This window comes from Mucilaginibacter sp. 5C4 (assembly GCF_034345625.1).
GTDB lineage: Bacteria > Bacteroidota > Bacteroidia > Sphingobacteriales > Sphingobacteriaceae > Mucilaginibacter > Mucilaginibacter aurantiaciroseus.
The window spans coordinates 2,554,924-2,578,066 of record NZ_CP133775.1 but is presented as its reverse complement, the minus strand read 5'-3'; the positions used below and the strand labels follow the sequence as shown (position 1 = coordinate 2,578,066).

General features: G+C 44.9%; 20 protein-coding genes. 11 read left to right on the top strand and 9 right to left on the bottom strand.

Annotation, left to right across the window (positions count from 1 at the left end; translation table 11 throughout):
- Positions 1–69 precede the first annotated feature (69 nt).
- Positions 70–2,634 carry a mechanosensitive ion channel family protein gene (locus tag RHM67_RS12100; RefSeq protein ID WP_322227001.1) on the top strand — a complete coding sequence of 855 codons (2,565 nt, stop codon included), beginning with the start codon at positions 70–72 and terminating at the stop codon, positions 2,632–2,634.
- Positions 2,635–2,653: 19 nt separating this feature from the next.
- Here the strand turns inward: RHM67_RS12100 and RHM67_RS12095 are convergent, their stop codons facing one another.
- Together RHM67_RS12095 and RHM67_RS12090 are read right to left on the bottom strand one after the other, a co-directional pair.
- Positions 2,654–3,712 (bottom strand): glycosyltransferase family 2 protein, encoded by a 1,059-nt coding sequence (locus RHM67_RS12095; protein ID WP_322227000.1) that lies wholly within the window; start codon positions 3,710–3,712, stop codon positions 2,654–2,656.
- Positions 3,709–4,593 (bottom strand): lysophospholipid acyltransferase family protein, encoded by an 885-nt coding sequence (locus RHM67_RS12090; RefSeq protein WP_322226998.1) that lies wholly within the window; start codon positions 4,591–4,593, stop codon positions 3,709–3,711. Before RHM67_RS12090 ends, RHM67_RS12095 begins: the two co-directional genes overlap by 4 nt.
- Before the next feature lie 35 nt (positions 4,594–4,628).
- Between RHM67_RS12090 and RHM67_RS12085 the strand changes: the two genes are divergently transcribed.
- Together RHM67_RS12085 and corA are read left to right on the top strand one after the other, a co-directional pair.
- Positions 4,629–5,240: a WbqC family protein gene (locus RHM67_RS12085; RefSeq protein WP_322226997.1), complete on the top strand. Its 612-nt coding sequence runs from the start codon at positions 4,629–4,631 to the stop codon at positions 5,238–5,240.
- A complete protein-coding gene (corA, locus tag RHM67_RS12080; protein ID WP_322226996.1) occupies positions 5,240–6,364 on the top strand; it encodes a magnesium/cobalt transporter CorA in 1,125 nt (374 codons plus the stop codon). Before RHM67_RS12085 ends, corA begins: the two co-directional genes overlap by 1 nt.
- 127 nt (positions 6,365–6,491) lie before the next feature.
- Here corA and RHM67_RS12075 read toward each other — a convergent pair whose 3' ends face one another.
- From RHM67_RS12075 to RHM67_RS12065, 3 genes are read right to left on the bottom strand one after another with little or no spacing between them, the layout of a single operon-like run.
- The gene (locus RHM67_RS12075) at positions 6,492–7,559 is read right to left on the bottom strand and encodes a GDSL-type esterase/lipase family protein (protein WP_322226995.1); all 1,068 of its coding nucleotides are present in this window, start codon (positions 7,557–7,559) and stop codon (positions 6,492–6,494) included.
- A gap of 9 nt (positions 7,560–7,568) precedes the next feature.
- Positions 7,569–9,932 (bottom strand): endonuclease MutS2, encoded by a 2,364-nt coding sequence (locus RHM67_RS12070; RefSeq protein ID WP_322226994.1) that lies wholly within the window; start codon positions 9,930–9,932, stop codon positions 7,569–7,571.
- Entirely contained in the window at positions 9,932–10,303 is a 372-nt protein-coding gene (locus tag RHM67_RS12065; protein WP_322226993.1) for a DUF4296 domain-containing protein, read from the bottom strand. The genes RHM67_RS12070 and RHM67_RS12065 overlap by 1 nt, the downstream gene beginning before the upstream one ends.
- Before the next feature lie 43 nt (positions 10,304–10,346).
- Between RHM67_RS12065 and RHM67_RS12060 the strand changes: the two genes are divergently transcribed.
- The 4 genes from RHM67_RS12060 to RHM67_RS12045 are packed head-to-tail and all read left to right on the top strand — an operon-like array spanning position 10,347 to position 13,643.
- Entirely contained in the window at positions 10,347–11,027 is a 681-nt protein-coding gene (locus RHM67_RS12060) for a YggS family pyridoxal phosphate-dependent enzyme (protein ID WP_322226992.1), read from the top strand.
- A gap of 37 nt (positions 11,028–11,064) precedes the next feature.
- Entirely contained in the window at positions 11,065–11,580 is a 516-nt protein-coding gene (locus RHM67_RS12055) for a GNAT family N-acetyltransferase (RefSeq protein ID WP_322226991.1), read from the top strand.
- Positions 11,581–11,584: 4 nt separating this feature from the next.
- Positions 11,585–12,400: a DUF3298 and DUF4163 domain-containing protein gene (locus RHM67_RS12050; protein ID WP_322226990.1), complete on the top strand. Its 816-nt coding sequence runs from the start codon at positions 11,585–11,587 to the stop codon at positions 12,398–12,400.
- Positions 12,387–13,643 carry an aspartate kinase gene (locus RHM67_RS12045; RefSeq protein WP_322226989.1) on the top strand — a complete coding sequence of 419 codons (1,257 nt, stop codon included), beginning with the start codon at positions 12,387–12,389 and terminating at the stop codon, positions 13,641–13,643. Before RHM67_RS12050 ends, RHM67_RS12045 begins: the two co-directional genes overlap by 14 nt.
- Before the next feature lie 3 nt (positions 13,644–13,646).
- Here RHM67_RS12045 and RHM67_RS12040 read toward each other — a convergent pair whose 3' ends face one another.
- Positions 13,647–14,351, bottom strand: coding sequence for a DUF92 domain-containing protein (locus RHM67_RS12040; RefSeq protein ID WP_322226987.1), 705 nt, complete (start codon positions 14,349–14,351; stop codon positions 13,647–13,649).
- Between RHM67_RS12040 and RHM67_RS12035 the strand changes: the two genes are divergently transcribed.
- Positions 14,332–14,505 carry a hypothetical protein gene (locus tag RHM67_RS12035; protein WP_322226986.1) on the top strand — a complete coding sequence of 58 codons (174 nt, stop codon included), beginning with the start codon at positions 14,332–14,334 and terminating at the stop codon, positions 14,503–14,505. The two genes, RHM67_RS12040 and RHM67_RS12035, sit on opposite strands and share 20 nt — an antisense overlap.
- Before the next feature lie 20 nt (positions 14,506–14,525).
- Here RHM67_RS12035 and RHM67_RS12030 read toward each other — a convergent pair whose 3' ends face one another.
- The 3 genes from RHM67_RS12030 to RHM67_RS12020 all read right to left on the bottom strand — a co-directional run bounded on the left by RHM67_RS12030 (position 14,526) and on the right by RHM67_RS12020 (position 15,807).
- On the bottom strand, positions 14,526–14,702 hold the full coding sequence (locus RHM67_RS12030; RefSeq protein WP_322226985.1) for a hypothetical protein: 177 nt from the start codon (positions 14,700–14,702) through the stop codon (positions 14,526–14,528).
- Positions 14,703–14,767: 65 nt separating this feature from the next.
- The gene (locus RHM67_RS12025) at positions 14,768–15,121 is read right to left on the bottom strand and encodes a DUF6686 family protein (RefSeq protein WP_322226984.1); all 354 of its coding nucleotides are present in this window, start codon (positions 15,119–15,121) and stop codon (positions 14,768–14,770) included.
- 68 nt (positions 15,122–15,189) lie between these two features.
- Positions 15,190–15,807 (bottom strand): HmuY family protein, encoded by a 618-nt coding sequence (locus tag RHM67_RS12020; RefSeq protein ID WP_322226983.1) that lies wholly within the window; start codon positions 15,805–15,807, stop codon positions 15,190–15,192.
- Positions 15,808–16,169: 362 nt separating this feature from the next.
- On the opposite strand from RHM67_RS12020, the gene RHM67_RS12015 reads away from it, so the two are divergent.
- The 3 genes from RHM67_RS12015 to RHM67_RS12005 all read left to right on the top strand — a co-directional run bounded on the left by RHM67_RS12015 (position 16,170) and on the right by RHM67_RS12005 (position 23,143).
- Complete coding sequence (locus RHM67_RS12015) at positions 16,170–18,059, top strand: AAA domain-containing protein (protein ID WP_322226982.1); 1,890 nt, start codon at positions 16,170–16,172, stop codon at positions 18,057–18,059.
- A gap of 81 nt (positions 18,060–18,140) precedes the next feature.
- The gene (locus tag RHM67_RS12010; RefSeq protein WP_322226981.1) at positions 18,141–21,512 is read left to right on the top strand and encodes a DEAD/DEAH box helicase; all 3,372 of its coding nucleotides are present in this window, start codon (positions 18,141–18,143) and stop codon (positions 21,510–21,512) included.
- A gap of 92 nt (positions 21,513–21,604) precedes the next feature.
- Positions 21,605–23,143, top strand: a complete 1,539-nt coding sequence (locus RHM67_RS12005; RefSeq protein WP_322226980.1) for a family 43 glycosylhydrolase — start codon at positions 21,605–21,607, stop codon at positions 23,141–23,143.

Here is a 23,143-nt window from a genome sequence, read left to right as displayed (position 1 = left end):
ATGAAGGTTTAAATGTCAACTCGATAAAGATAAATCCGAAATCGTAAATCCGATATCCGAAATCAAATCATGAATAAAGTATTCAAAATAAGTTCCGTTCTGCTACTCCTGTTTACTTTGTTCATGGCGAATGCATCGGCGCAAGGCCACCGCAAGCCCCAAACTGTGCGCGATTCGCTCCGCAGGGCTATTCTGCGCCGCGATTCGATGATGCGGACGTTCAAAAAATCTGATACCTCTATCAACAACCTGCTGCAAAAGGTAGAGTATTACACCGCATCCTTTAACTCTATAAAAACCAGCCTGTCGCGCAATATCGATACGGTCGAGGTCAGCCAAAAGCTACCCGCTTTCGAGAAACGCATCGGTCTCATTAAAAACCTGATAGACGACGATCAAAGCAGCACCCTGCGCTATTTGTACGCTATCCGAGATATCCTAACCCGCAGCGATGACCAGCTGGACTTGTGGCAGGATAAACTCGCCGATATCAACACCAAACTGGTACAAAATCAAAACGAACTGGCCTCAATGGATAAGGATTCGACCCTTAAAATTGTACCTGCCGATAGTAGTTTATTAACCAGCTTTCTCATCCAGAAGATAGCGATAGAAAGCAAGCATAAACGCCTGGATACTACCAATAAAAAACTATTGCTTAAAGTTGGTTTGTTACAAAATAGGATCTCGTCGGTGTATATTTCCCTGCTTGATCTGAAAGACCAGATAGACATCAAGATCCGCGAGTTTAGCATCCAGGCCCTAAGCGACGAGAATAACAGCATTTGGGAATTGGACAGGAATACCCAAAGCACCTTTAAAACAGCGCTTACCAAAACGGTGAGCATGAACACCAAATTGCTAACGTTTTTCCTTGCCCGCGATCCGCTGATTCATTTAAGTGGCTTTTTGATCCTGATATTGTTTTTTGTATGGATCTACAACAACCGCCGCAAAGTTTTAAAGATAAAAGAATCGCCGCAGGGGGTGTTTAGCCAGGCAAAATATGTGGCCTTATACCCTATCGCTTCAGCCATTGTAATCGCCTTTGCCATTGTGCCTAACTTTTATGACCATCCGCCGGTGGTGGTATTAGAATTGTTTTTTGTGGTGCTGATAAGCGCTGTGTTGTATCTGGTTAAAAAAACCTGCCCGCAAGAGTTGTTCAAATACCTGCGCATCATGTACTGCCTGGTTATTGTTTACAGCTTTAGCAACCTGTTTGTAGAAGTATCAAACACCGATAGGGTTATTGTGCTGATACTATCGGCCATCACCGCGGTAGTAAGCTATTACTTCTTACAAAAAGTAAGCAAAGCCCCTGAAGATTTCTTGCCGCATACTAAAAGTATTGTCAAAGTATTTATTGGGTTGCAGGTTATCTCGTTCCTGTTTAATGTGTTTGGGCGGGTTACCTTAGCCAAAATTGTTGGGGTAACCAGCATTTATAACCTTTGGCTTGCTTTGGGGATGTACTACTTAGTGCGGATAATTATGCAGAGCCTTTTCTTGCAATTAGAGGCCAACAAAAACAGCAACGGGTTAAGTTCGTTCATTGATTTTAAGATGCTGCAGAATAAGTTCAGAAGCATTTTAACCATTATGGCAAGCGTACTTTGGCTGATCATGCTGTTTCAGAACCTGAGCGTGGAAGACGCGGTGTTTAACTGGTTGGGTAAATTCCTGACGGATAGCCGCAGCATTGGCGGTACCAATACCAGTTTTACCTTTCAGAGTATTATCATATTTATAGCAGTGATATGGTTATCGTCCGTAGCCGCAAGAATCATCAGCTACCTGTACGAGGTTGCAGGTAAACATGCCAATGATATGGATGTGCTGAAAAAGAAGAACCGTACATCTACCCTGCTTATTAAACTGGGTGTATTTGCCGTAGGCTTTTTATTGGCGATAACCGCTTCGGGCTTCCCGTTGGATAAGATCACCATCATCATCAGTGCCTTTGGTATCGGTATCGGCTTTGGCTTGCAGAATATTGTAAACAACCTGGTGTCGGGTTTGATACTGGCCTTTGAGAAACCTATCCAGATAGGTGATATTATTGAGGTGGATAACCGTAGTGGTACTATCATGGAGATCGGCATCCGTTCCAGCAAAATAGCTACCAGCGATGGCGCTGAAGTTATTATCCCTAACGGCGACCTGATATCGCACCACGTAATCAATTGGACACTGAGTAATAATAACCGCCGTATCGAACTGATTATTGGCGTGGCCTATGGTTCGGATATTGAAAGGGTCAAAGGCATCTTAACCGACCTGCTTTGCAACCGCGAAGAGATAATGGACAACCCTGCCCCGCTGATATTTGTACATAACCTGACCGAAAATTCAGTCGATTTCAGGTTGTTGTTTTGGGCGGCTGATATCAGTACCTGGTTATCGCTTAAAAGCCATGTGTTAACGGATATCTACGCCACGTTCGACAAAGAAGGCATCAAGATCCCATTCCCACAACGCGATCTTCATTTAAGATTGACAACCGGACAGGAAGAACTCTTTAAAAAGAAGAAGAAAAAAGCGGTTACCGAAGAACCCACTGAACCGCTTGCGGATACTGCCGATACCGATCTGCCGGATGCAGGCACGGGGCTTATTGCGCCGGATCAGTAGGGTTAGCGGGTTTATAAACCTAAGCCAAATACTTCTTCTCCAGATCGGTAAACTTGGTTTTTTTATTCACAAAAAAGTCCCACACCAAACTGCGCGAGTAAACGCCGGTAACGTGATGGTACTTCTCGTTCGAGATCTGCTTGTGGTATTTCTTGATGATATTGCTCTTAACTTTTGATTGAAACAAGCGCCTCACAAAGTTTTGGTGCGCGCGGCTTATAGCCCAGGCATCCTTGCGTTTGCCCTCCATCAAGAAGCGTACAAGTGCCAGCAGGTCCATCCAAAAGCGAAGGCTGATAGTCCAAAATGCACGCCAGAATGGTAGGTTGTTCTTCAGCAGCAACAGGTTGTTACGGAAGTTAAGGTATGTTTTAAAAGGGTTTTCGGCATTAAGCGTACCGCCGCCTACGTGATATATCACCGATTGCGGGCAATACATCACTTTGTATCCCATATTTTTTAATCGCCAGCAAAGATCTATCTCTTCCATGTGGGCAAAAAAACTTTCGTCGAAACCACCGGCTTCGTCCCAGTTTTTCTTTTTGATGAACATGGCCGCGCCCGATGCCCAGAAGATCTCGCCCGATTGGTCGTATTGGCCCTTATCCTGCTCTATCTCGTAAAATATCCGCCCGCGGCAAAAAGGATAGCCAAACTTATCAATAAAGCCTCCTGCAGCCCCTGCGTGCTCAAAATGATCCTTCTGCGCGTATGACATAATCTTGGGTGCGGCTGCCGCGATTTGTACATCAGTTTGCATTAAGGCTATGACAGGCTCTATCCATCCGGGCTGTACTTCAACATCAGAATTTAGCAGGATATAATAATCAGCTTCAACCTGTGCTAATACACGGTTATAACCACCGGTAAAACCAAAGTTCTCTTTGTTTTCGATGATACGGATAGGTGGGTAGTTAGCGCGCAAAAACTCCAGCGAACCGTCTGTCGACCCATTATCCCCCACCACAATATCCAGGTTGGGCCAGGTAGAGGACAGTACAAATGGCAGAAAATCGCGGAGGTATTTAATACCGTTCCAGTTCAGAATTACTACGGCAACTTTTGGTTTATCTATCATTTATTCATATCCTCCGGCTTGTATTTCCACCTGCGGTGGCTCCAAAGCCAATATTGGGGCGTTTCCCGGATAAGTTTTTCGAGGTATTGCACATGCGCCTCGGTTATCTCGTGACCGGTTGTTTCTTTTGGCTGCTCTATCAGCGGCACCAGCGTGTAAGTATAATAACCGCGACTAATACGGTCTATCCGGTAAAATATAACTACCGCATCAATCAGCTTCGCCAGTTTCTCTATCCCCAAAAAAACAGCGGTTGGCTGGTTTAAAAATGTGGTGAAATAGTTTATTTCGTGCTTAACGGGGGTTTGGTCGCTCACCAGTACGCTAAACGTCAGGTCGTTTTTAAAGGCGATCATGGTGCGCAGGGTTTGTTTCATGGCAACCAGTATGGCGCCAAACCGTGCCCTTACGCGGTTAAATAACCCATCAAAAACTTCGTTAGATAGTGGCTTGTAAACGATGATGCGTTTTTCTTCAGTCAGTAACCCAAAAGCCAGCGCAGCCATTTCCCAGTTGCAGTAATGCCCGGCTGCGGCAATAATGCTTCGGCCCTGGCTAAAGTAATGCTGAACAAGCTCAGGATTGGTGGGTTTCATCCGTTTACGGAGCGATCTCTCGCTTACGCTTATCATCTTAATGGTTTCTACCATCAGATCGGCCATGTAGCGGTAGTATCGGCGTTCAATTTTGTGGCGCTCGGCCCCGCTGCGTTCGGGGAAGGAGTTGGCAAGATTGGTCTTCACCACATCCCTGCGATAGCGGATAACGTAGTATAAAACGAGGAAGATAACATCGGCTACGCCGTATAAAAACCAAAAAGGCAGCAACGATACCAGGTACAAAAAAAATATACCCGTATTTAAAGCCGCTTTTCTTAACATTTTTACCAATTTTGCCACAAACATAAAAAATATATATGATTGAGAACGGTGCTGTTTTGCCGATGTTTTACCTGCCCCCGGTAGATTATTTTACAAACCTTGTTGCATTTACGCCGGATGTGGTGTTTGAGCGCGAAGAACATTTCCCAAAACAAACCTACCGTAACCGGGCAAACATCTACTCGCCCGATGGCCGACAGGTGCTTACCGTGCCTGTGATAAAAGGCTCCAAAAATCATACAGTAACTAAAGACGTTAAAATAAGCTACGATTTTAGGTGGCAGCGCGCGCACTGGATGGGTTTGCAAACCTGTTACCGCAACTCGGCTTACTTTGAATATTACGAGGACGATTTCGCGCCGTTCTACGAAAAGCAAACTGCCTTTTTGTTAGATTATAACACCGAACTGATGGCCTTATTGCTGCGCCTGCTTAAAATAAAGATGGATATACAGGTTACTGATACCTACGAGACCACCTACCCCAACCTTACCGACCTGCGTACCATACTAAACGGTAAAAATGCAGACCATACACAACAAAAGCCGTACTTTCAGGTTTTTGAAGAACGACGGGGCTTTTTGCAAAATTTAAGCATTGTAGACCTGTTGTTTAACCAGGGGCCACAAGCCTTAAACTATTTATAATGGGAACTTTTACCAGGCGTGTACACTATAAAAATGAGAAACGACATATTAATGTGGGTGCGCGCCCCGGTAGTATCATCATCCCCGATGATGCCCTCCCCCCAAAGATCACCATATACTCCTTTATGCAGGATGACCTGCAGACCAGCAAGGGCAAGGATATGGAGACTATCACCAAACAAATTGCCAAGTGTAAAGACCATACCCACTGGATAAAAATTAACGGCATTGGCGATGCCAAACTGATAGAAGATATCGGCACGTTCCTGGGCATTAACCAATTGGTGTTAGAAGATGTGGTAAACACCCATCAGCGCCCCAAATTTGACGAATATGAGGGTTATGTATTCGGTACAAGCCGCATTATATATTTTAATAAGGAAGATGAACTGGTGAACTGCCAGTTTAGTGGTATCGTAAAAGATAACATCATCATTAGCTTTGAGGAAAGCCACCTGGATTATTTTGAAGTGGTTACCACCCGTTTAAAGGCTGGTAAAGGCGTTATCCGCACCGCAGGGCCGGGCTATATATTTTACGCCCTTACCGATACAATCCTGGATAATTATTTTGTGCTGCTCTCTAAAATTGGCGACATGATAGACGCCACCGAGGATAAGCTTTACCAAAGCCCCGATAAAAGCATCATGTTTGACGCGCAGCAACTGAAACGGACGCTTATCATCATCCGCCGATCGTGCTGGCCGGAGCGCGATAAGATCAACGACATGATCCGCAGCGAAAGCCCTGAAATTACCAAGGACACCAAGCTATTTCTTAGAGACGCGTACGACCATTGCATCCAGGCGATGGACATGGTGGAAAGCTACAAAGAGGTAACCAGCAGCATCATAGACCTTTACCTGAGCATGGTAAGCAACCGCATGAACGAGATCATGAAGGTATTAACCATCATCTCTGTAATATTTATCCCGTTAACTTTTATAGCCGGGATCTACGGCATGAACTTTAGCCGCGAGGACGCCCACGGGCACGTGATACACGATAACATGCCCGAACTGTATGTGCAGCACGGGTATGTTTATGCGTTAATAGGAATGTTTTTGATCGGCGCCTTCCAGGTGTTTGTATTTTGGCGCAAGGGATGGTTTAACAAGCTTTAAGCCTGCAAACGTGATAATACGAGATTGTGAACCAGTTTGTAAGGCGCTTTTGGCTTACGCGGAAGCAATACATCCACTCGGTTAGTGGTTTTAATCTGAATGCAAACTAATCACCACTCACTAACCTCTACCAGTTAAACGTCTTACCGATATACGCTATCATATCATCCCCCATAGCTTGCTGCTCTTTAACACTTGGGTGGCCGGGCGTATTCTTATAAACAAAGAAATGGGTATAAACACACTTGTCATTTAAGCCGATAACGGCTTTTTTTATATAACCCGGCCATGCCGATCCCGGTTGCGTGGCATCCATGGCGCCGAGGGCGCATACAATTTTAGCTTTGGGGTATTTGGCACGGATGCTTTTTATGAATGTCTGGTAATGGCTAATGATAAATTCAGGCGTTGGCGGGGTATCGCCAAAAAGCTTTTTGAATTGTTCGTGACTTTTGGCCTTACTTAACCACGAGTCGTTCTGGAACAGGTTTACAACAACCAACTCGGGTGTAAACTTGTTAAAATTCCATTTGGCCTTATCGTGCGCGTAGGCACGGTCGTAAATATCGGGCATTACGTAGTTGAACCAGCTTATAAATACACCTATCCCGCTTTTGGAGATCGAACTGAATTCCGCATCAAAGTGCCTTGCAGCCACATTCGCGTAGCTTGCATAGCCGTTTTCGTAATCGTTATCGCCCCTATCCTTGCCGGTGCTATCTTCATCGGCCATGCCGCAGGTTATAGAATCGCCGTAGTATTCTATTTTATGCTTGAAGTTTGGCGGCGCAAGCAGCTTGCCGTTGATGCTTAAGCCATAAAACCAGGTGCGACCCCAATCATACTCGGTGCGTTTAAACAGTTGCAATTTATGCGGGCCTTTTGCTAAGCCGGATATCAGCTCATACTCCTTTTTGCCTTTATCTAACTTCAGTACCTTGGCTACGTTACCATCAACCACTACATTATAATAATTCATGCCGTTCTCATCGTTCATGGTGGCTTTTACAGCCGTACCATTAAAATTGATGATGACAGATGCGGCAGTCCACGATAGTTCGGCAGTGCTGTCTGTCATAGGCGTGCGCCCCATGTAATGGATCTTGAGGTTGTTAGAGTTGACAATGGTTTGAGCGTTTGCACCTACAGCAACTGATAATAAAAGCGCGATTAAAACTATCTTAAACCGTTTCATTAAGCCTAACTATTTTAAATAAACATAAGTAATCCCGTCACCGCCCCTGTCCGGGTGTTCATCTTCCATGCGGTCAACCTGGTCATATTTTTTCAGGTACTGGCGGATCATCTTTCGCAGGATGCCGTCACCCTTACCATGCAATATTTTTAATGTACCAAATCCCATCATTAATGCCCGGTCGAATAGTTTTTCAATCGCGAACAGTGCGTCCTCCGTACGCTGGCCGCGTACGTCTATCTCCGGGCTAAAACTTGCTATATCTCCGGTCTGGCTAACGGTATTGCGCCTGGCCTCTTTCGGGATGGTAGATTTTGCTACTTTTTCAAGTCGCTTTCTTTTCACCACCGTACGCAATTCGCCCATAGCAATTACCACGTTGTCTTTTATCAGTTCAAGAATTTGTCCTGTGGTATCACCATCAATCAGTTTTACCCAGTCGCCAACTTTAAGGTCTTCGTCGGCAGCAACTTTTGGTTTCACCACATCCTGCTTAACGGTATTCTTCTTAACCTCGTTATTAAGGTTTTCGCGCAGATTGCGGGTAACTTCTTTATCGGCATTGCTGCTTTTTATTTCGGCAATGGTATTTTCTACCAGCTTATTAGCGTTCAGGATGATGTTCTTGGCCTCTTGCTTGGCCTCTTTAAGCAGCGTTTTGCGGTTCTCGTCTAAAAAGCTTTTCAGCTCTTCATTCTCCGCAAGCAGGGTATCTACCCGGCGCTGTTGCCTGTCCAGTTTTAGTTTGGTATCGAAGATCTCTTTCTTCTCGCGTTCAAGGTCTATAAGTAAACTATCCACCTTTTTTTGTCCGCTGCTTATTTTGTTTTTGGCCAGGTTGAGCACGTTTTGCGGCAGTCCTATCTTTTGTGCTATCTCAAAAGCATACGAGCTGCCGGGTTTACCAACCTCCAACATATACATGGGCAGCATTTCGGTATTGTTAAACAGCATCGAAGCGTTCTCGATACCTTCGGTATGGCTGGCGAAGATCTTTAGGTTGGAGTAGTGGGTAGTAACCATACCCCTCACCTTTTTATGGTTTAGCGCTTCCAGCACCGCTTCGGCAATGGGGCCGCCAAACTGCGGGTCGGTACCGGTACCAAACTCATCTATCAATATCATGGTTTTGCCGTTGGCATCTTCCACAAACTTTTTCATTTTGGACAGGTGCGCGCTGTAAGTACTCAGGTCGCTTTCTATCGACTGGTCATCACCAATATCAACAAAGATTTGCTTAAACACCCCTACTACGCTATCTGCACTGGCAGGTATTAATAAACCGGCCTGTACCATCATTTGCAGCAAGCCAACGGTTTTCATACAAACAGATTTACCACCCGCGTTAGGGCCTGATACTACGATCACGCGCGTACCTTCATCAATGCCCACATTTAACGGCACAACGGTTTTACGCTCTTTCTTAAAACTAAGGTATAATAAAGGGTGGCGGGCATTTAGCAACCTCAGCTTTGCCTCGTTAACCACCTTTGGCATTTCAGCCTCGATATCAATGGCGAATAAAGCCTTGGCACGCACAAAATCCAGTTTGGTAAGCAAACCATGGTAGGAGAGCAGAAGCGGCACATATGGCCTTAATTCGTCGGTTAAAACGGTTAATATCTTGATGATCTCTCGGCGGCGGTCAAATTCCAGATCACGGATGCGGTTATTGAGCGAGAAAACTTCCTCGGGCTCCATGTAAACCGTTTGGCCTGATGCAGATTCATCGTGGATAAAACCTTTCAGTTTACGCTTATTTTCGGCAAGCAATGGGATACAGATCCTGCCGTCGCGCACGGTTAACGAGCCATCCGCCGTCCACCCGTTGCCTGTTGCTGTTTTAAAGATCTGGTCTATTTTTTTGCGTGCCTCCTGCTCGGCTTTAGCAATGCCAGACGTTATTTCCATCAGCTCGCGCGATGCATTATGGCGGATCTTTCCTTTCGGGTCGATAATGGCATCTATCTTTTTCAGGATGGCCTTTTCTATCTGCAGGTGCTCAAATAGGGCTTCGAGGTTGGGGTAAACACCGGCACGCTCGTTAAAATAAGCGATCACCGCGAAAACCGTAGTAAGCGATGCCTGCACCTGGAAGAACTCCTCCTCAGACAAAAAGGCCCCTTCTATCCGGGCTTTGTTAGCCAGCGATTTAATGTCGTAAAAATTATTGATGGGCAGCGCTGCATCGTTTTGTAGGATGTTCTTAAACTCGTTGGCCTGGTTCAGGAATTTGGCTATGAGGTCGTAATTGTTCATCACCTGTATCTTATCAACCATCTCCTGGCCCATAACACTCAGGCAGTGCGCCTTTATCAATTGTTTAACCTCGGTAAAGCCCAGTTTATCAGCGCTATTTTGTGGATATAGCATTATTTAGAGTGCTTTAAAGGTTTTTTAGATGCCTTGTTGGTAGAATCTATTTTGGCCTTGATAACAGCATCTATCTTGTTGTACATGTCCTGCACCTGCTCGGGGTGTACCGAATAATATTTAAGGCTCTTTTTAAATTCGGCGTCGGTTGTGTGATGCTTTTTAAATACGGCATCGTATTTGGCACGGCCATATTTGTACAAACTATCCGGCACTTGCGGGGCGCTGTAAATGGCACCATCGGTTAGGTGGATATCGGTAAGCAGGCTAATCATTTGCTGCTCCTGGATAATGTCTTTGGGTACACTGTTACGCTCGCAAGCAGTCAAACAAATCAATCCCAAAAAAAACAAGCTTATATATTTTTGCATTCTGTAATTTAGCGGCGTTTATAAAAAACAAAATTACGTATAAATGAGCATTGCAGATAATATCAAAAGCTTAAAAAAAGAAACCGACGAAATAAAGGTAAAGCTACTGGCCGTTTCTAAAACGAAACCGGCAGAAGACCTCCAGCAAGCTTACGATGCAGGCCAGCGCCTGTTTGGCGAAAACACCGTGCAGGAAATGGTTGAAAAACAGGAACAGCTACCCAAAGATATTGAATGGCACCTGATTGGCCACCTGCAAAGTAATAAGGTAAAGTACATTGCCCCTTTTGTGAGCATGATACAGTCTGTAGATAGTATTAAACTGCTGCAGGAAATAAACAAGCATGCGGAGAAGAACAAACGCGTGATCGACTGCCTGCTGCAGATCTATATTGCCGATGAGGAAACCAAATTTGGTTTAGGGTTTGATGAGGTGATTGAACTTTTACGCAGTGAAGAGTTTGCGGCATTAAAGAACATCCGCATCCGCGGATTGATGGGCATTGCCACCAATACCGACAGCGAAAAGCAGATAAAAGACGAGTACTACGAGTTGAAGACCTTTTTTGATGGCATGAAAGTTAGTTTTTTCCGCAAGGAGGAATCATTTGATACCCTATCGATGGGCATGTCGTCGGATTATAAAGTAGCCATTGAGCAAGGCAGCAACCTGGTACGCCTGGGCAGCACCATTTTTGGCAGCAGGGTAAAAAAAACTGTCTGAACCAAAAATTTACAAAATTTATAATTAACAGAATATAATGAGTGAATTAAACTCAACTGATCAAAATTTCCTCCCTCAGGGGGTTGGGGGACAAAATGTCCGCGTTGCGGTAAAAGCAGATTGCCCGCGCCTGATGGAGCTGGTGAACGAACTGGCGCTGTTTGAACGTGCGCCCGAGGAAGTTACCGTATCGCTCGAAGAATTTGAAGATGCCGGCTTTGGCCCAAAACCTGTTTGGAAAGCTTTTGTAGTGGAAACCGACAATATGATCGTTGGGTTCGCGGTATATTATATTCGCTACTCTACGTGGAAAGGCAACCGTTTATACCTCGAAGATCTGATCGTAACCGAGGAATACCGCGGCAAGGGCATTGGTAAATTACTGTTCGACAGGCTATTTCAGGAAGTGCGCGAACTGGGCTTTAGCGGCATGGTTTGGCAGGTATTGGACTGGAACGAACCTGCTATCAAATTTTACGAAAAATATGGCTCGAACATTGAAGCAGGTTGGTTAAACGCATCGCTATCTAAAGAACAGATAGCAAACTTATAAGCTTATGAAAATTACATCAATCCTGCTTTTGGCCGTTTTAGGCCTTAGCTCATGTAAATGGGGCGACGATAAAAAGAAAGAAACCGACGGCATATTCAGGGACACAGTTGCCTACACTTACCAGGCCATACACGAACGCGCTGCAGATTGCGGCAGCAAACCCGATAGCACCTGCACCGTGGTGGATATTAAATATCCCGTTTTTAAGGGCAAGCCTGTTTTAAACGACACCGTTAAACATAAACTGCTTACTATGTTTATGCTGGGCGAAAAATTGGATACCAGCTTAAACATGATGACCGCGGCTTTCTTAAAATCGTACACCGATTCTAAAAAGGACAACCCACGGTCTGAAATGTATTACACGCTAAAGAGTTACGCCAAGGTTATTGGCCAGGATTCAGCATTGATCGCTTTGGAATATGGCGGTTATGCGTTCCAGGGTGGTGCGCATGGAGGTAGCTTTACCGGTTTTATAAACTGGGATGGCAAAACTAACAAAAACGTTACCCTTGATGATATTTTAATAGCCGGCTACAAACCCGAGCTGAACAAAATTGCTGAGCGCATTTTCCGGAAAGATGAAAAACTAACAACAACAGCACCATTGGATGATTACTTTTTCGACAAGAACATTTTTAAGCTGAATGAGAATTACTCAATAACACCTATAGCGCTAAGGTTTATGTATAACCAATACGAGATAAAACCATACGCGAGCGGCCAAACCGAGTTGCTGATCCCTTATTCAGAAATTTCTAAACTTATGCGGCCTCAATCTGTCGCTTCACAATATTTACATAAAAATGCTGGTATTTAAGTTCGGCGGTGCATCGGTTAAGGATGCGCAGGGTGTTATTAATTTAGGGAACGTTGTCGGCAGTTACGCGGGTAACCAAATTTTGGTTGTGGTATCGGCCATGGGTAAAACCACCAACGCGCTGGAGCGATTGACCAACGCATATTTTAATGGCACGGATGATATGCACGAGATCTTCGAGGAGATCAAAGAATATCATTACCACATCGTTCATGAACTGTTTGGCGAGAACCACCCGGTATTTGATGATATCGCCAATACCTTTGTGGAGATCGACTGGGCCATTGAAGACGACCCGCACGATGATTACGACTTTATTTATGACCAGATCGTATCTATAGGCGAACTGGTATCTACCCGTATTGTAAACGCCTGGTTTAACCATACCGGCATCACCAGCAAATGGCTTGACGTGCGTGGTTATATCCATACTGATAATACCTACCGCGAAGGTGTGGTTGATTGGGATAAAACCCGCGCTGCTATCCAGAAGGACATCCCGGCTATGCTCAATAACGGCGTTGTGGTAACACAGGGCTTTTTAGGTGGCACATCAGAGAACTTTACCACAACACTTGGCCGCGAAGGGTCTGATTATACGGCATCTATCATTGCGGCCTGCCTTGATGCTGAATCTGTTACTACGTGGAAAGATGTCCCCGGCATTTTAAACGCCGACCCAAAGTATTTTGCCAATACCATAAAGTTTGACGAACTAAGCTATCAGGAGGCCATAGAAATGACTTATTACGGCGCAAGTGTTATCCACCCAAAAACAATAAAACCTTTACAGAATGCCAGGATTCCGCTATTGGTAAAACCGTTTACCGATCCTAACGCCCCCGGCACGGTTATAAAAGAAGGCGCGGTAAACAAGTTTGAAAAACCGGTTATCATTGTAAAGCAAAACCAGGTATTGCTATCCCTCTCAGCAAACGACTATTCGTTTATATCTGAAAGTCATTTGAGTGAGATATTCGGCTTGTTTGCCCAACACCATGTTAAGGTTAATATGATGCAGACCTCGGCATTAAGTTTTACCGCCTGTATCGATTACGCTGCCGATAAATTTGAGAAGCTTTTACAAACACTAAAGGAATCATTCAAAGTAAAATACAATAATGAACTCACGCTGCTAACCCTAAGGCATTACACGAACAGCGCTGTAGATGAAGTTACCCTTGGTAAAACCGTGTTAATGAAACAAACCAGCAGGAATACCGCGCAGGTTGTGTTGAAGTAATTTCTAAAGAAATATCAATAAAGAACAGGCTATTACAGCGAAAAATGTATTCAGAAAGTTGATCTCGTTATTGCCCATATAGCCACGCCTTTCCAGCGTAGCGCCTAAAACGGAATCGATAAGGTTGCCGATGGTTCCGGCTATGATAATGCTCAGGAAAACGCTGTTCAACCCAAAACCAAGGGCGAATATCACAGCGATAATAACCGAACCCGCAAGACCGATCAGCATACCTTCTATACTTATAACCCCGTCCCTGCCCTTTTCATCGGGATGGAAATTGATGATGTTATAAAACCGTTTACCGTAAACCGTCCCCAGTTCTGACGATAAAGTATCTGCCGTTGCCGATGCGAATGCTGCAGCCATAAGGATTGTTGCCAGTACAGCATTTTCAGGCAGAATAAAAGCCAGCAAACCCAATATGGCAGGTAAACCACCGTTAGCCAGCACCTGCCGCGCATCGCGCTTTTCGGAATGTTCCTTGGTAAGTTTACGTTTCTCGCTTTTCTTATGCGATGTCGCAAGCGTAGACAACAGGAAAAACATCGCCAGCATAGCTATCCCAATATACCCCGTACCCAGGTAAATAAGCGTAGCCACTACCCCGCCGGTTACAGCGCCCGCAAGTGTAAGTTTACCCGTTTTATAACTGGCGTAACTCGCGGCAAGTACAATTAGGGAAAATATGATGTGTACTATTGGCATTGTATATCAAACATATACATTTTTTGTTATCCTGAGCGATAGCGAACTATCTAATGTACAATATGCAAGGCGCTCATACAGGGTGGCTATAGATGCTTCGCTATCGCTCAGCATGACAATAAAAAACGCCCTGGTTTTCACCGTGGGCGTTTAGGGGTATTAAATCAAAATGTATTAGTGTTTATTCTCGTGTTTACGGGTGTTATCCTTGTTTGATGTTTGGTCAGAACGCTGGCCACCGCCATTGCTTATACCCTTTTGTTTTTGTGTTTCCTTAGCATCTACGTACGCGCGGTCGGCGTTTGATGATCCTTGTCCGGTTACGTTGTTCTTTGTTTCCTGGGTTTTCATAACAGATGTATTTAAGTTTATAACAAAGCTTTGCAGCTTTGTTATAAACCTTGCAACAACTGTGCCTATCTGCTTTGGTAAATTGTATTATACATTTCCATTACGTATAATGCCTCCAGCATGCCGACGTTAAAATCCTCCCATTCGGTATCGGTAAACACAAAATTGATATCACGGTTTGGTGTGCAAAGTACCAGTCGCTCACTCCCAACCGGGAACGGGAAACTCCTGTCCTCAAAGTCCATGTCTTGCGTAAAGCGGTGGAACGACATGAACTGATCGGGCGTAAAACACAGCATCAAATTTTGGTGCCATATGTTTAACATTCCGCATTCGGTACAGTGGCTTATTACTGTTTGTCCTTTTTGGGTTAGGATCTTGGTTTCGCACATAATGGTGATATTTAATTGTGCCTGCATGCCCGTGGCCAACGCTCTATAAAACCACGGGCAAAAACAGGACTTATTATTTTTAATTACTCATTTAGCTATTGTAAAGTTGTGCTTCCATTAGCCTGGTAAGCAAACCTAAAGGTGTAGTATGATGATGCAGGCCTAGTAGTCAGATCGGCAAAGGCAGGCGTGGTAGTGTCCGGGTTGCCTTTGTAATAGCTTTTCATTTCAAGCTTGGCATATTTACCATCACTTGTTTTGATTACGATGATCTTACCCGGAACAGCAAGTATAGCATGGTTTGGTACACTATTAGTCGCGGTGTATAGGTGCCAGCCTGTTATAGCATTTGCACCTGTAGCATCGGTTTTAAAACCATCGGCAGGGGCTGTTTTCACATCATCAAATATGCTGCTTACTACCTGCGCCTGCGTAGTGCCTGTACCGGATGTGCCGCCATTTACAAATATGCTGGTGGTTGAAAATTTTAGGTCCCATTTGCCTGCGGTGATGTCATCACCTAAAACTTGTTTGTTAGTGCTAAGGCTGTAATATACCTCACCTTTACTACCATCAAGATCGGTAACGGTGTTAACGCTAAGGGTTGTAGCTTTCACCGGCTCTGGTGTAGCGTCATTTTCTTTTGTACAAGATGTTGCCAATAAAGCAGCACTGCTAAATAATACTACTGCAAGGGTTTTAAATTTATTCATGTTGTTTGGTTAAGTGTGTATTTTATTTTATAGTTTGTTAAAATTGTAAGTGACGCCCGCGTAAACCAATGTGCCCGGCAGGTTGCTTATAGCACCAGGGTTTTTATAATTGCCCAGATTCTCGCCGGTTACCTGCAAACGCAGCTGATTTTTCAGGTTTTAACACATACGTTAAACCGCTATTTAAGTTACTGTATTAAAATGGTGTTGATAATTAGCGCATTGGTTATCTATAGCAAGATGATCGGCTCAAAACCGGCTCAAACATTTAACATTTGATATATTAAAATATGTAAAGGCTACGTGTTGTAATTTGGGTAAATTGTTTCCTTACGGTAAGGCTTTAGCTTACCTTTGCCGCAATGGACTATTTTAAAAACCTGCTTTCGCTGCTTAAAACCGAACGCGAGGAAGACAGGGGCGTATATTTAAAACTCACGCAAACTTCATCCGTAACCGACAGGCGCGCGGCAGGCATCACCTGGTACCCTATCGCCATCCGTGGCTCGGAACCAAGCCGGGGCGATTACCTTACGGTAGAAGTTGAGCGTACTACCAATAAAGATCTATCGCACCAGTTTAAGTTTGGTGCCCCGGCGGTACTGTTCTCTAACCATGATGCCGGCACCGACCGCGTGGAAGGAACAGTAGCTTATACAGGTGGCGACCGCCTCAAAATAACCCTATTTACCGATGAACTGCCCGATTGGACACGCAACGGCAAAATGGGCATCGAGCTGCTTTTTGATAATAACAGCTATGATGAAATGCAGAATGCCCTTAAACAGGCATCGGCATTAGCGGATAAACCAGAGGGTAAACTAATCCGTGTGTTAACAGGACAAGCAGAGCCATCATTTAACGAGATCTACGAGACACCTATAGAGGGGCTAAACGTTTCGCAATATTCAGCCGCGCAAAAGGTATTGACCGCGCAGGACCTTACCATTGTACACGGCCCCCCGGGAACGGGTAAAACCACCACCATAGTGCAGGCCATTAAACGCCTCATTAAACAAGATGGCAAACAGATATTGGTGGTAGCACCAAGCAACACCGCTGTAGATCTATTAAGCGAAAAACTGGCAAATGAGGGCCTGAATGTTTTGCGCGTAGGCAACCCGTCTAAAGTATCAGAAAAGTTAATGTCGCTTACTTTGGATAGTAAGATGGCGGCGCATGCTTATACCAAGGACATTAAGCAGCTAAAAAAGCAAGCGGCGGGGTATAAAGACATGGCCCACAAATACAAGCGCAGCTTTGGCAAGGCCGAGCGCGACCAACGCAAGGCCCTTTTTGACGAAGCCCACCGCATGATAAAAGATGTGGGCAAGATAGAGCAGTTCATTATCGATGATCTGGTATCAAAGGCTCAAATCATAACCGCAACATTAGTGGGCAGCAACCACTACACCGTGCGTGACGTAAAATTTAATACCGTTGTGATTGATGAAGCCGGCCAGGCGCTTGAACCTGCCTGTTGGATCCCGATACTAAAAGCGCAAAAATTGGTTATGGCAGGCGACCATTTCCAATTGCCGCCGACCATAAAATCTAATAAAGCCGCTAACGAGGGTTTGAGCACTACCCTGCTGGAAAAATGCGCGGTACTGCATCCTAATGCCGTTGTTTTGTTAGAGGAACAATACCGCATGAACGAGGCTATCATGGGCTTTTCATCTTCGGAATTTTATGGCAACCGATTAAAAGCGAATACATCCGTTGCTAACCGTTTACTTTTTGAGGGTGATTTACCGATGAGCTTTGTGGATACCGCAGGCTGTGGCTTTGATGAAAAACCGGATGGCACAAGTTCCGTAAACCCCGAGGAAGCGGTGTTCCTGCTAAAACATTTACAGCAACTGGCAGATATTATTGAAGCCAAAGGTTTGCCATTCCCATCTATAGCTATTATTTCGCCATATAAAAGCCAAATACGGATCTTAAAAGAGCTGTTTGACGCATCTGCCCTGTTGCCGCATGCCGATCAGATCTCTATCAATACCATCGATAGCTTCCAGGGGCAGGAACGTGATGTGGTCTATATCAGCATGACGCGAAGTAACCCAGATGGCATTATTGGTTTCCTGTCGGATATCCGCCGGATGAATGTAGCTATGACCCGTGCGCGCAAAAAGCTGGTGATCATCGGCGATAGCGCAACCATTACCCGCCTGCCATTTTATGCGGATATGATGAGTTATGCCGAGCAAATTGGCGGCTATCAAAGCGCATGGGATTATATGAGTTAACAACTCTTTTGTGTATAATTTAATTGCATACTCTACTTTATTCTTAGGATATTTAACACCTTAGGCAAAGGCGAAATTTAGGTGAGCAACGTACAGGATAACCATATAACCGACCGTGTTTTTATTTTGAGGGGTATCTCCTTTCAAAATATCACCGAGGTTATTATTGCCAAAAATACGGCTTCCGGTGCTTATCCTGATGCCGACCAATACAAGGATATCAGCCCAAAGCATATTGCTGTAAACGAAGGGGTATTCATCAACCAAGCCAACGGAATATTCCCGCCCGTAGGTGTTTTGCAGCAAGCTGATGGTTTATTATTCACCTGCAATTGTGATACACCACCGGGCAAACTTTGCGAGCACCAGTCGCTTGTTTTGGGCGCCATTACCCGCCGGGATGAGCTGGGCATTTTCTTCAATAATAAGCTTCGCCACGAAAAATTAAAACGCTCAGCTTATGATTACGGGTTGGAAAAGGAACCCGACCTTGACCGCTATTTTAAGCTTGATTATCAGCATAAAGTAATCAGTGTTAGCCCGGTAAGCACCTCGCTTATGCCGGTTACCAAAGAAAGCTTATCCAGTTTAAATGATTTGATCATACCATCTGTACATCAGCCGGTTAAAGACGATGAGCGTACGATTTGTGTAGTTATCAAACAGCATAAATATTACCAGTACCTGTTCATTGAATTGTACTTGGCCCAAACCACAAAAGAGGGCAAGATCAAGAACCCGATGGCCGCCGTAAACCCCTTAGACCTAATCTGGGAAACGGAAGATAACCACCGCCTAAAGTTTTATACGGGCGTCAACAAATTCCAAAACCACCTCAACTCAAAACGCACCGAGGCTGATATAAAAGCCCTGCGCGCCATCGTTAAAAATACACCCGATTATCCTTTTTACTACCACGATAATACGCTCTCAGAAAATATTACGGCTACATCTGTAGTACCGGTTAAGATGGCCTTGCTCCCTCATGATGTGAAGTTAACGGTTGACAGTAAAGGGCAGTTTTTTGAAATATTGGGCTCAGTTAAGATCGGCAAAACAGATCATCCGCTTAAATATCTCGATCTGCGTTTTAACTATTTTGTATTATTAAACGACACGCTTTACCTGGTAGATAACCTGCAGGTGTTGGCGTTGATAGACCTGCTCAAAAAAAGGCCGGATAATCTGCTTGTCCATCAATCAAAATTCGGGGAATTTAAAAGCGAGTTTTTGTCGAAGCTGGAGGATAATATATTAATCGCCTACAAGCATGTTAAGCCAGCTACGCCCGTGCAGTTACAGCAGCAGGGCTTCGCAAAGGAAACCGAGCAGATCATCTACCTGTCGGATTTTGGCAGCCACGTGATGCTGTTGCCCGTGATGCGTTATGGCGAGGCCGAGATCCCGGTGCGCACTAAGCGCATGATCTATGGCAAGGATGCTAAAGGCAAAGAGTTTTTGGTTGACCGCAATGAAGAAGCCGAACTGGCTTTTACCGCCCTGCTCATCAAACAGCACCCATGGTTCCCGGAACAGTTGGAGGGCGACGACCTGCCCTACTTTTACCTGCACAAGCGCTATTTTTTGCAGGAGGATTGGTTCCTGAATGTATTTGAGGATTGGAAAGCCAATAACATTACCGTTTTAGGCTTTAACGAATTGGAAGGCAATAAGCTTAACCCCAACAAGGTGAACATCACCATCAGGGTGTTGAGCGGCATCAACTGGTTCAATACTGAAGTTAATGTACGCTTTGGCCGCAAACGTGCCGCCCTGAAACAGGTGAACAAAGCCGTGCGCAATAAAAGCAAGTACGTACAGCTGGACGATGGCACTATGGGCATCCTCCCTGCCGAATGGATAGAGAAATTTGCCGAATACTTTAACTCTGGCGAGATAGTAGATGATATGCTGCAGATCCCCAAAACAAACTTCCAGACCGTATCCGAGCTTTTTGACGACACTATGCTGGATGAGGAAGCTAAAATCGATATTCAAAACCTGCAGCTAAAGGTAATGGATTTTGATGCGTTGCAAGAAGTTCCCATATCGCCCGATTTTACAGGGACGCTGCGCCCCTACCAGCACCAAGGCTTAAACTGGCTTAACTTATTGGATGACCTTAACTTTGGCGGATGCCTGGCCGATGATATGGGGCTTGGTAAAACCTTGCAGATTATCGCTTTTATACTATCGCAACGCGATAAAGTAAAGCATAACACCAACCTGCTGGTTGTGCCCACGTCTCTGATATTCAACTGGCAAATGGAGCTGAAAAAGTTTGCCCCATCCATCCGTATCCACACCACTTACGGTGCCGACCGCATCAAGAACACCGACGAATTTGATACTTTCGAGGTGATCCTTACCTCCTACGGTACTTTGCTAACCGATGTAAATTTCCTGAAAAGCTATCGTTTCAATTATATTTTTCTGGATGAATCTCAGGCCATTAAAAACCCGGATTCACAACGATATAAAGCTGTGCGATTGCTTAAAACACGCAACCGCATTGTTATTACAGGTACGCCTATTGAGAATAACACCTTTGACCTGTACGGGCAGCTATCATTCGCTTGCCCGGGTTTGCTGGGCACCAAGCAATACTTTAAAGATATTTACGCGGTGCCTATCGATAAATTCAAGAGCAACAAGCGTGCGGCTGAATTACAGACTAAAATAAAACCATTCATTTTAAGGCGTACCAAGCAGCAGGTAGCCGAAGAACTTCCCGAAAAAACCGAAATGGTGTTGTACTGCGAAATGCAGCCACAGCAGAGCGGCATCTATGATGCTTATGAGAAAGAGTTTAGGGAATACATCTCAGCCACTACCGATGATGTGCTAAAACGCAGCCCGATGAATGTGTTGAAAGGCCTCACCCGCTTGCGCCAGATCTGCGATTCGCCCATGTTGCTTACCGGCGATAAGCCACCGGGCGGCGAATCGGCTAAGATCGATATACTTATAGAGCAGATAGAAAGCAAATCGCCACAGCATAAGATCCTGGTGTTCTCGCAGTTTGTGACCATGCTGGAGTTGATCAAAAAGGAATTGATTGCACGTAACATCAAGTATAGTTGGTTAACCGGCAGCAGCCGTAACCGCGAAGCAACCGTAAATAATTTCCAAAACAACCCCGGAATCAGGGTATTCCTCATCAGCCTTAAAGCAGGTGGCGTTGGCCTCAACCTAACCGAAGCCGATTACGTTTACCTGGTTGACCCATGGTGGAACCCTGCGGTAGAGAACCAAGCTATAGACCGCTCGCACCGCATTGGCCAAAACAATAATGTGGTAGCGGTAAGGTTGATATGCCCTAATACAGTTGAGGAGAAAATTATGGAGATGCAGGTTGCTAAACAACAGCTTGTTAAAGACCTTATCAAAACGGATACTTCGTTCCTGCAATCGTTTTCCAAAGCCGACCTGCTTGGTTTACTGCGCAAATAATACCGACGGTATCAATTTTAACATCTTATATATCAAAAAGTGTATCATTAAAAAATCGCTTTTAATTAGGTTTGTTTTGTAATAAGCCAATTATGAACAACCTTCCCGAAAAAAAAATCGCCGCTCTGCTTTTGGGCTTTGCTTATCTTGCTTTAACTGCAAACACTGCCCTCGCGCAGATAAAAAACTTTAATAAGAACGGCGGGCAGATAACGCGCTTCAGTACCGTTGGAAACGCTGTTGACGCGCACGACGGTGAGATCGGATATTTCGACGGCACCTACTACCTCTATGGCACCAGCTACGATTGCGGCTTTCAGTGGGGAAACAAAGGCGCGCCATTCTGCGGGTTTAAGGTTTATTCGTCCAAGCATATGAACAACTGGACGGATCGCGGATACCTGTTTGATGCCACAACAACCGTTTGGCAAACCCGCTGCGACGGCAAAACTTACGGCTGCTTTCGCCCGCATGTGATTTATAACCAAAAAACTAAATTATACGTGCTGTGGATAAACGTTTATGATAACCGCGTTGGTTACCGCGTGTTTACCAGCAAAACGCCTGTGGGCCCTTTTAACGAGGTTGCAGAGCCACATTTAGCCGTGAATACTGACATGCCTGTTGCCGGCCTCAACAACGGCGACCATGATACTTTTATTGATGACGATGGCACAGCATACCTGGCCTTTACCGATTGGCGCACAAAAGGCACCATCGTGATTGAAAAATTAAGCGCCGATTACCTGACTGGTACCGGCGAATTTGTAAAAGGAATTACCGAAGGGGAAACAGAAGCACCGGGGCTGTTTAAACGTAAGGGTATTTATTACGTGGTGTATTCCGACCCTAATTGTGGGTATTGCTCGGGTACGGGTACATCCTATCGTACAGCGCCGTCGCCGCTTGGCCCATGGTCAAAGGCGACTAAGATAAGCGATAACTCCTGCGGCGGGCAACCATCCTTTGTATCCACCATCAAAATAAATTCGGAGACCGTTTACCTATACGGCAGCGACCTTTGGAACAAGGCCGCCAAAAACGAAGCGCTTGCCAATTTTTACTGGGCACCTTTAACATTCGCGGCAGATGGTTCTATTAATGCGTTAAAGTGTTTTGAAGCGTATAAAATGCCGAAAGCAGGTACGGCGCCTTTGCCGAAAGGATTAGATGTTACCTCTGGCCAAACTGACTTTAGCTTAAAAGGCGATATTAAAAACGATACGGCAAGGGCGCAATCCTTTACGGCTAAACGCTCGGGAAAACTTACTAAGCTGAATATAACCGTCTTTAAAAATAATTATCCGGATGCTGATCTCGTGGTTGAGCTTTACAAAGCCAATAACCTTAAACAACCGGTTGGCAAAGCGTTAAGCGTTCACAACATTTCTGCGGATAGAATTGGCTGGTCGGCTAAAAACTTCGTTGTTAAGCCTGATTTGTGGGTTGTAAAAGGCGGACGATATGTGTTTGTGCTTAAATCGACATCGACTAAAGGCTGCTATGGATTTGCTTATAGCGACTTCGCACCTTACCTTGGTGGTGGGGCATCATTAAGCACAGATGGTGCCAAAACATTTAAAGCCGAACCAAAACGCACTTTAAAGTTTCAAACCTTTGTAAGCAATTAA

Bases quoted from the DNA above. Each gene is read 5' to 3' on its own strand.
- RHM67_RS12045 (WP_322226989.1), top strand. From the start codon at position 12,387: ATGCTGGTATTTAAGTTCGGCGGTGCATCGGTTAAGGATGCGCAGGGT.
- RHM67_RS12015 (WP_322226982.1), top strand. From the start codon at position 16,170: ATGGACTATTTTAAAAACCTGCTTTCGCTGCTTAAAACCGAACGCGAG.
- RHM67_RS12005 (WP_322226980.1), top strand. From the start codon at position 21,605: ATGAACAACCTTCCCGAAAAAAAAATCGCCGCTCTGCTTTTGGGCTTT.
- RHM67_RS12095 (WP_322227000.1), bottom strand. From the start codon at position 3,712: ATGATAGATAAACCAAAAGTTGCCGTAGTAATTCTGAACTGGAACGGT.
- RHM67_RS12070 (WP_322226994.1), bottom strand. From the start codon at position 9,932: ATGCTATATCCACAAAATAGCGCTGATAAACTGGGCTTTACCGAGGTT.
- RHM67_RS12030 (WP_322226985.1), bottom strand. From the start codon at position 14,702: ATGAAAACCCAGGAAACAAAGAACAACGTAACCGGACAAGGATCATCA.
- RHM67_RS12020 (WP_322226983.1), bottom strand. From the start codon at position 15,807: ATGAATAAATTTAAAACCCTTGCAGTAGTATTATTTAGCAGTGCTGCT.
- RHM67_RS12065 (WP_322226993.1), bottom strand. From the start codon at position 10,303: ATGCAAAAATATATAAGCTTGTTTTTTTTGGGATTGATTTGTTTGACT.
- RHM67_RS12090 (WP_322226998.1), bottom strand. From the start codon at position 4,593: ATGTTAAGAAAAGCGGCTTTAAATACGGGTATATTTTTTTTGTACCTG.
- RHM67_RS12050 (WP_322226990.1), top strand. From the start codon at position 11,585: ATGAAAATTACATCAATCCTGCTTTTGGCCGTTTTAGGCCTTAGCTCA.
- RHM67_RS12040 (WP_322226987.1), bottom strand. From the start codon at position 14,351: ATGCCAATAGTACACATCATATTTTCCCTAATTGTACTTGCCGCGAGT.
- RHM67_RS12060 (WP_322226992.1), top strand. From the start codon at position 10,347: ATGAGCATTGCAGATAATATCAAAAGCTTAAAAAAAGAAACCGACGAA.
- RHM67_RS12055 (WP_322226991.1), top strand. From the start codon at position 11,065: ATGAGTGAATTAAACTCAACTGATCAAAATTTCCTCCCTCAGGGGGTT.
- corA (WP_322226996.1), top strand. From the start codon at position 5,240: ATGGGAACTTTTACCAGGCGTGTACACTATAAAAATGAGAAACGACAT.
- RHM67_RS12085 (WP_322226997.1), top strand. From the start codon at position 4,629: ATGATTGAGAACGGTGCTGTTTTGCCGATGTTTTACCTGCCCCCGGTA.
- RHM67_RS12035 (WP_322226986.1), top strand. From the start codon at position 14,332: ATGATGTGTACTATTGGCATTGTATATCAAACATATACATTTTTTGTT.
- RHM67_RS12025 (WP_322226984.1), bottom strand. From the start codon at position 15,121: ATGCAGGCACAATTAAATATCACCATTATGTGCGAAACCAAGATCCTA.
- RHM67_RS12100 (WP_322227001.1), top strand. From the start codon at position 70: ATGAATAAAGTATTCAAAATAAGTTCCGTTCTGCTACTCCTGTTTACT.
- RHM67_RS12075 (WP_322226995.1), bottom strand. From the start codon at position 7,559: ATGAAACGGTTTAAGATAGTTTTAATCGCGCTTTTATTATCAGTTGCT.